Genomic DNA, 12015 nt, shown 5'->3' on the forward strand with positions numbered 1-12015 from the left:
TCAGGGCCAGCAGACATCGGGTCTGCACAACAGGCCGGATATAAGACTGCAGCCAGATCCTCAAGCGTCAAATGCAAACTTCACTTGCCAAACCGGGAGGCGTCCATATAAGCGGGCTTGACCGCGACCCCGGGGCGCCCTCGGTCGCGGTCAAGCCCGCTCCTACACGGTGAGGCGGCGCGAAGGTCGCGGCGCGGGCGTTTGTAATAAACTCGACCACCCCCGAACAGAACCCGACTGGTGCAGCCATGAGCGTCATCGAAAGCATCCGGCCCCATCACGCCAAGCTCACCGCCATCCGGCGAGACATCCACGCCCACCCCGAACTTGCCTTCGAGGAGCACCGCACGGCCGAGCTGGTTGCCCGGCATCTTGAGTCTCTTGGCATCGAGACCCACCGCGGCATTGGCGGCACCGGCGTGGTCGGCGTGGTGCGCGGTGGACGCGGCTTGCGCGCGGTCGGCCTGCGCGCCGACATGGACGCGCTGCCGATTACCGAGCGCAACGACTTCGAGCATCGATCCACCATCCAGGGCTGCATGCACGCCTGCGGCCACGACGGGCACACCACCATGCTGCTCGGCGCCGCCGAGGTGCTGGCGGCGCGGCGCGATTTCGATGGCGTGGTGTATCTGATCTTCCAGCCTGCCGAAGAAGGCGAGGGCGGGGCGCGCGAGATGATCGCCGACGGCCTGTTCGACCGCTTCCCGATGGAGTCGGTCTTCGGCATGCACAACTGGCCGGGCATGGAGGCGGGCAGCTTTGCCGTGCACGCAGGCCCCGTGATGGCCAGCGCCGACCGCTTCGACATTCGCGTGATGGGCGTCGGCGCGCACGCGGCGATGCCCCACCTGGGTGTCGATCCGATGCCGGCCGCCGCGGCGCTGGTGCAGGCGGCGCAGACCATCGTGTCGCGCACGCTCGATCCCATCGATGCCGCGGTGGTGTCGATCACCCAGTTCCACGCCGGCGAGGCCTACAACGTGATCCCCGACCGCGCCGAGCTGTGCGGCACGGTGCGCACCTTCTCGGCGGCGGTGCAGGACCGCATCGAGGCGGCGCTGCGACGCATGTGCGCAGGCGTTGCCGACGCCTACGGCGTGAGCATCGAGTTCGAATACCGCCGCGGCTATCCTCCGACGATCAACACCGTGGCGGAAGCCGGAATCTGCGCCGAGGTAGCGCGCGCGCTGGTCGGTGGCGACCGTGTGAATACGACCGCACGGCCCAGCATGGGGGCGGAGGACTTCGCCTTCTTCCTGCAGCACAAGCCGGGCGCCTACGTGTGGATCGGCAACGGCCCGGGCGAGGGCGGCTGCATGCTGCACAACCCCAACTACGACTTCAACGACGACGTGATCCCGAGCGGCGTGGCCTACTGGACGGAACTGGTGCGCCGCCTGCTGCCGCGTGCCGGCTGATGGGTGTGGTGAGCGACCGGTCCGGCAGTTCCAGAACATGAAGACCCTCAAGCTGGCCTTGCGCATGATGCTGCGCGACCTGCGCGCGGGCGAGCTGCATCTGCTCGGCCTGGCGATCGTCATCGCGGTCGCGAGCCTCGCCAGCGTTGGTTTCCTCGCCGACCGTGTCGGTCGCGCGCTGGACCGCGAGGCGAACCAGCTCCTCGGCGGCGACCTGCTGCTGCGCGCCGACCGGCCGTGGCCGCCGGCGTTCGCCGACGAGGCGCGCCAACGTGGGCTGCAGGTGGCGACGACGGTGCTGTTCACCAGCATGGCGAGCACGGAGAACGCCGCGGTGCTGACCGGGGTCAAGGCGGTGGAGGCAGGCTATCCGCTGCGCGGCGCAGTGCGCATCGCGCCGGGGCCGAACCAGCCGGATGCGGTGGCGGCCGGCGTGCCGACGCCCGGCGAGGTGTGGCTGGATGAGCGACTGTTCGCCGATCTGGGCGTCAAGACCGGCGACCGTGTCGGCTTCGGCGACGTCGAGTTCCGCGTCGGCGGCATGGTGAGCTTCGAGTCCGACCGCGGGGCGAACTTCTTCAGCCTGCTGCCGCGCGCCATCTTCAACCTGTCGGACCTGCCCGCCACCGGCCTGCTGGTGGAAGGCAGCCGTGCCACCTGGCACCTGCACCTGGCGGGTTCGGCCGAGGCAGTGGCCGCGTTCGAACAGTGGGCGCGCGCGCGGCTGGGACGCGGGCAGTCGGTGGAGACGATCGAGAACGCCCGCCCCGAGGTGCGTACCTCGCTCGATCAGGCGCAGCGCTTCCTGCGGCTGGCGGCCTTGCTGGCGGTGATCCTCGCGGCGGTGGCGGTGGGACTGTCGGCGCGCCGCTTCATGCAGCGCCATCTCGACGGCTGCGCGGTGCTGCGCTGCCTCGGCGCACGGCAGGCACAGGTGCTGGGCATCTTCGTGGGCGAATTCCTGATCTTCGGCCTGCTTGCGGCGCTGCTCGGCTCGGCGCTCGGCTGGGCGGTGCAGTGGGGTCTCGCCGGCGGCCTGCGCGAGATCCTTGCTACTGAATTGCCCGCGCCGTCGATGCTGCCGCTGGCCCACGGCGTGCTGGTGGGCATGGTGCTGCTGGCCGGCTTCGTGTTGCCGCAGGTGCTGCGTCTGGGCAAGGTGCCGACCTTGCGCGTGCTGCGGCGCGAATTCGCGGGAGCCGAACCTGTCTCCGGCGCAGCCTGGGTTTTTGGTCTGGCGGCCCTGCTGGCGCTGATCTTCTGGATCGCGGCCGACCTGCGTCTCGGTCTGATGGTGGCCGCTGGCTTTGCGCTGGCGCTGGGCCTGTTTGCGCTGGTGGCGTGGTGGGTGCTGCGGCTGGCGGCGCGGTTGAAAGGGCAGGGCAGCCTGCGCGGCGGTGGCTGGCGCTACGGCGTGGCCGCGCTGGGCCGGCGCGTGGGCGGCAGCGTGATCCAGGCGACGGCGCTGGGACTGGGAATGACGGCGTTGCTGCTGCTGACCCTGGTGCGTGCGGATCTGCTCGACAACTGGCGCCGCATGGCGCCGCCGGATGCACCCAACCGCTTCGTCATCAACATCCAGCCCGACCAGCGCGAGGGCGTGCAGCGCATCTTCGCCGACGCCGGGATGCCGGTTCCCGGCATCCAGCCGATGATCCGCGGCCGCATGACGGCGATCAACGGCGCCAAGGTCGATCCCGATGCCTATGAGGACCAGCGCACGCGCCGCCTGGCCGAGCGCGAGTTCAACCTGTCGCACACGCCGGCGCTGCCCGACGGCAACAGCGTGATCGCCGGACGCTGGCATGGCGAGGAGCGCACGCCGCAGTTCTCGGTGGAAAAGGGGTTGGCGGAGACGTTCGGCCTGAAGGTCGGCGATGTCGTCAGCTTCGACGTCGCCGGGCATTCGGTCGAGGCGCCGATCACCAGCGTGCGTGCGCTCGACTGGGATTCGATGCGGGTGAATTTCTTCTTCATCGCTTCCGAAGGCCTGCTGGACGGTGCCCCGGCCAGCCTCATCACCAGCTTCCATCTGCCGCCCTCGAGCCACGACTTCGTCGCGCGGCTGGTGCATGCCTATCCCAACCTGTCGGTGATCGACATCACCGCGGTGCTGGCGCAGGTTCAGTCCATGACCGACCGCCTGATCGTGATCGTGCAGTTCGTGTTCGGCTTTGCCGTGCTGGCCGGGCTGGTGGTGCTGTATGCCGCGCTGCAGGCGACCCACGACGAGCGCGAATACGAGCTCGCCATGCTGCGCACGCTGGGCGCGCGCAACCGCCAGGTGCGCCAGGCACTGCTGGCCGAATTCCTGGTGCTGGGCGGGGTCGCCGGGCTGCTCGCCGGCATCGGCGCCAGCGCGATCGGCTGGGCGCTGGCGCACTACGTCTTCAAGATGAGCTACGCGCCCGCGCTGCTGCCGGTGCTGGCGGCGACGCTGCTCGGCGCGGGCGGCGTGGTGCTGGGCGGCTGGCTCGGCACGCGCGGGCTGCTGTCGCGGCCGCCGCTGGCGAGCCTGAGGGCGCTGGCCTGACTTCCTCTTTCCGATGACGCATACCGAAATCCTTCTGGCCGCGCTGCTCGGCGCGGTCCTGCTGCTGCTCGCATGGATGTCCTTGCGCTTGTCCCGCCTGCGCACCGAGATCGCCGATCGCCTGGGCGACCAGCTCGGCGACCAGCTCGCGCTGAGCATGGCGGCGCAGCATCGGGAGCTGCTGCGTGACCTCCACGAAGGCCTCGGTCGCCAGACCGATCGCATCGGCGAACATGCGCGTGCCGACCGCGAGCTGCTGCAGCGCGGGCTGGCTGCCGCCTCGGTGCAGTTGTCGCGCAGCATCCAGACGCTGACGCACAGCGTCGATGGCCGGCTCGAGAGTCTCGCTGGCCATGTGAACCAGCGCCTGGACGAAGGTTTCCGCAAGACCAACGAGACCTTCGCCAGCGTGATGGCGCGGCTGGCGACGATCGACGAGGCACAGAAGAAGATCGACGGCCTCACCACCAACGTCGTCAGCCTGCAGGAACTGCTGGGCGACAAGCGCGCGCGCGGCGCCTTCGGCGAAGTGCAGCTCGAGGCGCTGGTGCAGAACGCGCTGCCGCCCGACGCCTACGCCTTCCAGGCGGCGCTGCCCAACGGCACGCGCGTCGACTGCCTGCTGACGCTGCCGCCGCCCACCGGGCAGGTGGCGGTGGATGCCAAGTTTCCGCTGGAGAACTACCACCGCATGTTCGACGCCTCTCTCGGCGAGCTGGAGCGGCGCGCGGCGCAGCAGGCCTTTCGCGCCGACGTGCGGCGCCATGTGGAGGCGATCGCCACAAAATACATCCTGCCCGGCGTGACCTCCGACGGCGCGGTGATGTTCCTGCCGGCGGAGGCGGTGTTCGCCGAAGTTCACGCCTATCATCCCGAAGTGGTGGCCTACGCGCAGCAGAGGCGGGTGTGGATCGTGTCGCCGACCACGCTGATGGCGGTGCTCAACACCGCGCGCGCGGTGCTGAAGGACGTCGAGACGCGCAAGCAGATCCACGTCATCAAGGACGCGCTGGGCAAACTGGCGAAGGATTTCCACCGTTTCGACGAGCGCATGAACGCGCTGGCGCGCCACATCGAACAGGCAAGCAAGGACGTGCAGGACGTGCAGACTTCCAGCCGCAAGATCAGCGCCCACTTCCAGAAGATCGAATCTGCCAGGCTGGACGAACTGCAGGGCGCGAGTGGCGAGGAGAGTGTGACGGGCCGCCTCGATTCGCCCGACGGCGCGGCGTGAGCGCCGGACCGTCCTCCGTTCGGCCGATGTGTCCCGGTAATCGGGTGGTTCGTCGACAGACAACAGGAGTTTCATGATGAGCAGATTGTTTTCCCCGGTTTCGCTCGGCGGGCTCGCGCTCGCCAACCGCATCGTCATCGCACCGATGTGCCAGTATTCGGCGACGAACGGAGAGGCCGGCGACTGGCATATGTTCCACCTTGGGCAGCTCGCTTTGTCCGGCGCCGGCCTGCTGATCATCGAGGCCACCGCGGTCAGCGAAGAGGGGCGCATCTCGCCGGGCGATCTCGGCCTGTATTCGGACGGCTGCGAGGCCGCGCTGGGACGTGTCATCGCTGCCGTGCGCAGGCATTCCGACATGCCGATCGCCATCCAGCTCGGCCATGCCGGGCGCAAGGCTTCGAGCGCCGCGCCGTGGGACGGCGGCGCGCTGATCGCGCCCGAGGCGGGCGGCTGGTTGCCGGTGGCACCGTCCGCGATTGCGCATGCCTCCGGCGAGGCGCCGCCGCTGGCGCTCGATGCGGCGGGGCTGGCGCGCATCCGCGACGCGTTCGTTGACGCCGCGCGCCGCGCCGGACGCATCGGCATCGACGCCGTCGAGCTGCATGCCGCCCACGGCTATCTGCTGCATCAGTTCCTGTCTCCGCTGGCCAACCAGCGCGGCGACGAATATGGCGGCTCCCTCGAGAACCGCATGCGCTTTCCACTGGAAGTGTTCGAGGCCGTGCGCGCGGTCTTCCCTGCCGGCCGGCCGGTCGGCGTGCGCGTGTCCGCCACCGACTGGGTGGAGGGCGGCTGGGACCCCGGGCAGTCCGCTATCTTCGCGCATGCGCTGGAGGCGCGAGGCTGCGACTTCCTGCACGTGTCGAGCGGCGGCGTGTCGCCGCAGCAGCAGATCCCGATCGGACCGGGCTACCAGGTTCATCTGGCGGCGCGCCTGCGCGGGCAGGTGAACATGCCGGTGATCGCCGTCGGCCTGATCACCGAGCCCGAGCAGGCCGAGACCATCATCGCCTCGGGACAGGCGGACCTGGTGGGGATTGCGCGCGCCATCCTGTTCGAGCCGCACTGGCCGTGGCGTGCGGCCGGCGAACTCGGTGCGCAGGTCAAGGCGCCGCGGCAGTACTGGCGCTCGCAGCCGCGCGCGTACAAGTCGCTGTTCGGCGATGTGCGGATCGCGCAGCGCTGAGCGCGGCGCGAGCATCTACGGTCGCGACAATGCGCATCCTGCTGGTGGAAGACGACGAGGCGTTGCGTTCCGGCCTCTGCGAGGCGCTGGAGAAGGGGCATTTCGCCGTCGACGCCCTGCCGGCGGCAGAGCCCGCCGAACACGCATTGCAGCACGTCACCTACGACCTCGCGATCGTCGACATCGGCCTGCCCGGCATCGATGGCTTCGAGCTGATCCGCCGCGTGCGCCGGCGCGGGATCGAGGTGCCGGTGCTGGTGCTGACCGCGCGTGACAGCCTCGAAGACAGGGTGGTGGGGCTAGACCAGGGTGCTGACGACTACCTGGTGAAGCCTTTCGAGATGCCGGAACTGCTGGCACGCATGCGGGCGTTGATCCGGCGCAGCCGTGCGAGCGCCGGGGCGCACCTCAGCCTCGGGCCGCTCGCGCTCGACCTCGGCAACCGCAGTGCCACCCTGGATGGTGCGCCGCTGGAGCTGACCGGACGCGAATGGGGTGTGCTGGAACAACTGATGCTCGCTGCCCCCAAGCTGGTGACCAAGAAGAAGCTCGCCGACAGCCTCAGCCAGTGGGACAAGGAGATCACCTCCAACGCCATCGAGATCTATGTGTCGCGCCTGCGGGTGAAGCTGGCCGAGAGCCGGATCGCCGTCCGCACGCTGCGCGGCATCGGCTACCGCATCGAGGAAGAGGATGCCGCGCCGGATTGACCGGCTGTTTCCCGCCTCACTGCACGGTCGCCTGCTCGTCTCGCTGGCGGTGTCGCTGCTCGTGCTGCTGGCCGTCAGCGTGGTGGCGGATTACCGCACGGCCGTGGGGCTTGCCAACGAGGCCTATGACAAGGCGCTCGCTGGCACTGCGATCGCGCTGGCGTCGCGCCTCGAGCGCGACGCGGACGACGAGAACATCGAGATCGACCTGCCGCCCGCAGCCGAGGCGGTGCTGCGGTCGGACCCCGAAGACGTCGTCCTTTATGCGGTGGTCGACGGCTCAGGGCGGCTTGTTGCTGGCGACGCGGCACTGGCAGCCCTGCCTTGCCCCGCGGCCATGCACAAGCCGAGCTTCATCGACGGGCGCATCGGCCGCCAGTCGCTGCGCCTGGCCTGCTACGCCTACTCGAGTCCGATGCTTCACGCCACCGTGATGGTGGCCGAGACGACCCTGAAGCGCGAGCGCTCGGCGCAGGGCATCCTGTCGGCGATCATCTGGCCCAATCTGCTGTTGATTGCCTCGACGCTGGCGCTGGTCTTCATCGTGGTCCGTTTCGCGCTGAGGCCGCTCGATGCACTGGGGGAGCGCATCGATGCTCGCCCGCCGGACGACCTCAGCCCGATTCCCGACGCCGGTGTGCCGGCCGAGGCGCGATCGCTTGTCGCGGCACTCAACCGTCTGCTTGCCAACCTCGATGCGGCCGGGCGCGCGCAACAGGCTTTCTTGTCCAATGCCGCCCACCAATTGCGCACGCCCTTGGCCGGCATGTTGATGCAGCTCGAGCTTCTCGGTGCGGCCCTACCCGATGAGGCGCAGATCCGCGTCGATCGTCTGCGCAATTCGGCGCAGCGACTGGCGCGGCTCACCAACCAGATGCTGGCGCTTGCGCGCTCCTCGCGCGAGGCGGCGTCGGCGGACGGCGCTCAGCGGGCGCTGGAGCTGTCGTCGCTGATCGAGGAGCGCGCATCTGACTTCGCCGACATGGCCGTCGCACGCGGCATCGAGCTCGCCTTCGAGCCGGCCCGCGCGCAGGTGCTGGGGTCCGACTGGATGCTGCGCGAACTCGTCGCCAACCTGCTCGACAATGCGATCAAATACACGCCCAGCGGTGGCCACGTCACGCTGCGCTGTGGTGAAGAGGTCGATGGGCATCCATGGCTCGAAGTCGAGGACGATGGTCCGGGAATCCCGCCTGGCGATCGCGCGCGCGTGTTCGAGCGCTTCCAGCGCCTGGGCGGGGGCGAGGCGGAGGGCAGCGGCCTGGGCCTCGCGATCGTGCGCGAGATCGCCGAGCGCCATCATGCGGTGGTGGAGTTGTCAGCGGGCCAGGCCGGAGTCGGCACGCGGATCCGGATCCGCTTCTCGCCCGCGGAGCGAGCTGCCGGCTGAGGGCATTGTCAGGTTTCTGAAGGAAAGCCCGCGTTAGTCTCGGGGCCATTACTGATGACCGGACATGAACCGTGGCTCTCTCCTCGAACAAAGACCTTCCCGGCCCCGAGTCAGCGCCGCTGCCGATCTTGCGCAGGCCGGCTGCGATCATCGCGCTGCACTGGGCGACCGCGCTCGTGGGCGTTGCCGTCATCGCGCTGATCCTGGCGCATGAGCAGGCCGGGGGCAAGGCGCTGCGCGCCTGGCTGCTGGACGGGCACCGGGCCTTCGGTGCGCTCGTCATCGCCCTGACCCTTGCGCGCATCGCCTTTCGCGTGCGCCACCACCCGCTTGCGGAAAGCGCTGCCGCGGCCTTCGCGCACCGGGCACTGATCGGACTTGTGCATCTCTCGCTCTACGGCCTGCTGCTCGCCGTGCCCATGCTGGGGTGGGCGCTCACCAGCGCGCGCGGCCAGGCTGTGTCGCTGTTCGGTGTCGGCACGCTGCCGGCGTTGATCGCACGCGACGTCGATCTTGGCGACACCCTCGCCGATGTGCACGAATGGGCCGCCTGGTCCCTGCTCGCCGTGGTGGGCCTGCATGTGGCTGCCGCGCTGTGGCACCACTTCGTCCGCCGCGATGCGGTGCTGCTGGCGATGCTTCCCGGGCGTGCGTCCGCACGCCCAGGAACTCCGGACATGCTCTCTGCCCCGACTTCCCTCTCTCACGAATCAACCGAGGCTTGGTGATGAAAACACGATCCCCCTCCCGCGGCGCGGTCCCGCGCCGCGTGCGTCGTCGCAGCGTGCTGCTGCTGGGCGCCTCAGTCGCGCTCGCCGGTGGCATGCCATCGGCTCATGCGGTGCCCAGCTTCGCACGGCAGACCGGACAGGACTGCGCTGCCTGCCACGTCGGTGCCTATGGTCCGCAACTGACGCCTTATGGCATGAAGTTCAAGATCGGCGGCTACACCGACACCGACGGCAAGGATGGCAAGGTGCCGCTGTCGGGCATGCTCGTCGCGGCCTTCACCCGCACCGAAATGGATCAGGCCGAGCCGCCTGCGGACCATACGCACCGCAACAACAACCTGACGCTGGACGAGGCCTCGGTGTTTCTCGCCGGACGGCTGTCGGACAAGCTCGGTGCCTTCGTGCAGGCGACCTACGACGGAGTGGAACAGCGCAGCTCGCTCGACCATGCCGACGTCCGCCTCGCGCACACGCTGGAGCTGGCGGGCAGGGAGGCGGTGCTGGGCCTGTCGGTGAACAACAACCCGGGCGTGCAGGATCCCTTCAACACCTTGCCGACCTGGGGCTTCCCGTATATCGGCTCGGCCGTGGGCTTCACCGGGGGCAACGCGGCGACGATGTTCAACGGTGGCCTGGAGCACCGCGTGCTCGGCGCATCCGCCTACGCCTTCATCGACAATTCGCTGTATGCGGAACTGGGAACCTACCGCGCGCTCTCGCCCTCGGTGCAGAGCCGCACGGGGCAGGGACGCGGCGAGGACATGGGCCGGCTGGGTGGCGGCACGGCGTACTGGCGGCTGGCCTGGCTGCAGGACTGGAAGCGGCAGAATTTCTCCGCCGGACTGTTCGGCTTCAACACGGACATCCAGCCCGACCGCCTGTCTGGCGGGCCGACGAACCGCTATCGCGACCTTGGCGTCGATGCCTCGTATCAGTTCCTCGGCACGCGCGAGCATGTCGGTACCGTCTACACCAGCTTCATCCGCGAACGCCAGACGCGCAACGATCTGTTTGCCGTTGGCGAGGCCGACAATCGCAAGGGCTCGCTCAACGAGTTCCGCATCAACGCGTCCTATTACTACAAGCAGACCTGGGGCCTGACCGCCGGGCGCTTCGCCACCCGCGGCAACCGCGACGCGACCCTGTACGGCGATGGCTATGCCAATGATTCGCCCGACACTTCCGGCACCGTGCTGCAGGCCGACTGGACGCCTTGGGGCAAGGAGGATTCGTGGGGTGCGCCATGGGCCAACCTGCGCCTCGGCCTGCAATACACGATGTTCGACAAGTTCAACGGCGCGCGACGCAACTACGACGGCAGCGGCCGCGACGCGAAAGACAACAACACCTTGTTCATGTTCGCATGGACTTCGTTCTGAGAGGACCCGGCTTGATGTTTCGACGTATCCCTTCTTCCACCCTACGCCTCTTCATGGCGGTGTCGCTGATGCCGCTGGCGTGCGGGGCTTCGGTGACGCACGCGGCCGACCTTCGCCATGGCGAGGAGGTCTTTGCGCAGGAGTGCGCCGAGTGCCACAGCGTGCGCGAGGGCAAGAACAAGAAAGGCCCCTCGCTGTCGGCCGTCGCCGGGCGCAAGGCGGCCAGCGTCGCCGATTTCGTCTATTCGGATGCGATGAAGCAGTCCGGAATCGTTTGGGCTCCCGCTGCGCTGGACGCCTACGTCGCCAATCCGCGCAAGGCAGTGCCTGGCGGCAAGATGAAATATGACGGCCTGGCCGACGCCCATGATCGCGAGGACCTGATCGCCTATCTTGGCAGCCTGAAGTAAGAAGGGTCCTTCATCGCGGCCAGGGCCGCTCCCACGGCAGGCCGGTGCGCCAGCGTGGGAGCGGCCCTCGCCGCGATCGTGCGGGCACGCGGCCCGCCGCCCGTGCCCTCAGCGGGCCGGCTGGGACTCAGCCTGGCACTTCTTTATGAACGAGCTGCGGGCCGCCCCGGCCAGCGGCTTGCCGTTCTTGTCGACGGCGCGCGTGGCGCAGCCTGCGCCGGCATCGCCCTGGCATTTCTTCATGAACGAGGAGCGTGCCGCGCCGGCCAGCGGCTTGCCATTCTTGTCGACGGCGCGCGCCTCGCAGGTCGAGTCGGCGGCAGGCGTTGCCGGCGTAGCGGGGGTGGCTGGCGTCGCCTGGGCAAAAGCGAGGTTGCTGACGAACAGGCCGGTCAGGAGTGCAGTGATCAGGCGTGACATGGTGTGCTCCTTCGTGAAATTGTCCACCTCGCAGCCCGGGTGCTCGGTAGGTGCCGACGTGGTGGACGTTGGTGGATCAGAATCGCCACGACTCTAGGCCGTTTCGCTGAAGTGCAGATACGGCAGTGTATCCGGGCCGATGCGGATGCGTTGCACCTCGGTGAGCCCATTCGTGCGTAGAAGTACCGTGTAGCTGCCGTAAGGGAGCGGGCCTACCATGCTTTCGCCGTGGAGGGCGAGCTGCAGCGCCTTGCGCCCGGTCGCATCGAGCACGCGGACGTCCGCCAGCGCGCGGCGCTCGTGAAGTCTGGCAGCGGCCGTTGCGGGAAGGGCGAAGCGGTGCTGGTAGCCGCGCGGCATGTCGTCCGCAGTGTCATCTGCACGCATGTCGTCCTCGCGGCCGCTGGTCGATGCCTGCCAGTTCTCGCCATCGGCGCGGGCCGGCGTGGCACCGAGACCGATGGCGAAGGTGGCGGCTGCCAGTTGCAGGAAGCGCTTGATCGTTCTGGGCGGAATGCGGTGTCTGCCTCTCATGCCTGTCTCCATGATGCGCCGCCGCGGCCGCGGCGGCTTTGGTGCCGAAAGCCCGAGCTGGGTG

Annotated in this window: 11 protein-coding genes; 9 read left to right on the forward strand and 2 right to left on the reverse strand. The window is 68.8% G+C overall.

Annotation, left to right across the window (positions count from 1 at the left end; all coding sequences use genetic code 11):
- Positions 1–248: 248 nt before the first annotated feature.
- From GH664_RS13440 to GH664_RS13480, 9 genes are all read left to right on the forward strand, one after another.
- Positions 249–1421: a M20 aminoacylase family protein gene (locus tag GH664_RS13440; protein ID WP_153168598.1), complete on the forward strand. Its 1173-nt coding sequence runs from the start codon at positions 249–251 to the stop codon at positions 1419–1421.
- A 37-nt stretch (positions 1422–1458) separates the two neighbouring features.
- Positions 1459–3954 carry an ABC transporter permease gene (locus tag GH664_RS13445; RefSeq protein ID WP_153168599.1) on the forward strand — a complete coding sequence of 832 codons (2496 nt, stop codon included), beginning with the start codon at positions 1459–1461 and terminating at the stop codon, positions 3952–3954.
- A gap of 13 nt (positions 3955–3967) precedes the next feature.
- On the forward strand, positions 3968–5188 hold the full coding sequence (locus tag GH664_RS13450) for a DNA recombination protein RmuC (RefSeq protein ID WP_153168600.1): 1221 nt from the start codon (positions 3968–3970) through the stop codon (positions 5186–5188).
- Between the two features lie 76 nt (positions 5189–5264).
- Positions 5265–6377, forward strand: a complete 1113-nt coding sequence (locus tag GH664_RS13455) for an NADH:flavin oxidoreductase/NADH oxidase (RefSeq protein ID WP_153168685.1) — start codon at positions 5265–5267, stop codon at positions 6375–6377.
- Between the two features lie 29 nt (positions 6378–6406).
- Complete coding sequence (locus GH664_RS13460; RefSeq protein ID WP_153168601.1) at positions 6407–7087, forward strand: response regulator; 681 nt, start codon at positions 6407–6409, stop codon at positions 7085–7087.
- Positions 7071–8477 carry a sensor histidine kinase gene (locus tag GH664_RS13465; RefSeq protein WP_153168602.1) on the forward strand — a complete coding sequence of 469 codons (1407 nt, stop codon included), beginning with the start codon at positions 7071–7073 and terminating at the stop codon, positions 8475–8477. Before GH664_RS13460 ends, GH664_RS13465 begins: the two co-directional genes overlap by 17 nt.
- A 71-nt stretch (positions 8478–8548) precedes the next feature.
- Positions 8549–9205, forward strand: a complete 657-nt coding sequence (locus GH664_RS13470) for a cytochrome b (RefSeq protein WP_153168603.1) — start codon at positions 8549–8551, stop codon at positions 9203–9205.
- Positions 9205–10587 carry a cytochrome C gene (locus GH664_RS13475; protein ID WP_228111508.1) on the forward strand — a complete coding sequence of 461 codons (1383 nt, stop codon included), beginning with the start codon at positions 9205–9207 and terminating at the stop codon, positions 10585–10587. The genes GH664_RS13470 and GH664_RS13475 overlap by 1 nt, the downstream gene beginning before the upstream one ends.
- Positions 10588–10601: 14 nt before the next feature.
- Positions 10602–10997: a cytochrome c family protein gene (locus GH664_RS13480; protein ID WP_228111509.1), complete on the forward strand. Its 396-nt coding sequence runs from the start codon at positions 10602–10604 to the stop codon at positions 10995–10997.
- A gap of 108 nt (positions 10998–11105) precedes the next feature.
- On the opposite strand, the gene GH664_RS13485 is transcribed toward GH664_RS13480, so the two are convergent.
- Positions 11106–11417 carry a hypothetical protein gene (locus GH664_RS13485; RefSeq protein ID WP_153168604.1) on the reverse strand — a complete coding sequence of 104 codons (312 nt, stop codon included), beginning with the start codon at positions 11415–11417 and terminating at the stop codon, positions 11106–11108.
- 93 nt (positions 11418–11510) lie between these two features.
- Positions 11511–11951 (reverse strand): hypothetical protein, encoded by a 441-nt coding sequence (locus GH664_RS13490; protein WP_153168605.1) that lies wholly within the window; start codon positions 11949–11951, stop codon positions 11511–11513.
- Positions 11952–12015: the final 64 nt, after the last annotated feature.

The sequence above is a fragment of the Thauera sp. 2A1 genome, assembly GCF_009469595.2.
Taxonomy (GTDB): domain Bacteria; phylum Pseudomonadota; class Gammaproteobacteria; order Burkholderiales; family Rhodocyclaceae; genus Thauera.

Bases quoted from the DNA above. Each gene is read 5' to 3' on its own strand.
- GH664_RS13440 (WP_153168598.1), top strand. From the start codon at position 249: ATGAGCGTCATCGAAAGCATCCGGCCCCATCACGCCAAGCTCACCGCC.
- GH664_RS13445 (WP_153168599.1), top strand. From the start codon at position 1,459: ATGAAGACCCTCAAGCTGGCCTTGCGCATGATGCTGCGCGACCTGCGC.
- GH664_RS13450 (WP_153168600.1), top strand. From the start codon at position 3,968: ATGACGCATACCGAAATCCTTCTGGCCGCGCTGCTCGGCGCGGTCCTG.
- GH664_RS13455 (WP_153168685.1), top strand. From the start codon at position 5,265: ATGAGCAGATTGTTTTCCCCGGTTTCGCTCGGCGGGCTCGCGCTCGCC.
- GH664_RS13460 (WP_153168601.1), top strand. From the start codon at position 6,407: ATGCGCATCCTGCTGGTGGAAGACGACGAGGCGTTGCGTTCCGGCCTC.
- GH664_RS13465 (WP_153168602.1), top strand. From the start codon at position 7,071: ATGCCGCGCCGGATTGACCGGCTGTTTCCCGCCTCACTGCACGGTCGC.
- GH664_RS13475 (WP_228111508.1), top strand. From the start codon at position 9,205: ATGAAAACACGATCCCCCTCCCGCGGCGCGGTCCCGCGCCGCGTGCGT.
- GH664_RS13480 (WP_228111509.1), top strand. From the start codon at position 10,602: ATGTTTCGACGTATCCCTTCTTCCACCCTACGCCTCTTCATGGCGGTG.
- GH664_RS13485 (WP_153168604.1), bottom strand. From the start codon at position 11,417: ATGTCACGCCTGATCACTGCACTCCTGACCGGCCTGTTCGTCAGCAAC.
- GH664_RS13490 (WP_153168605.1), bottom strand. From the start codon at position 11,951: ATGAGAGGCAGACACCGCATTCCGCCCAGAACGATCAAGCGCTTCCTG.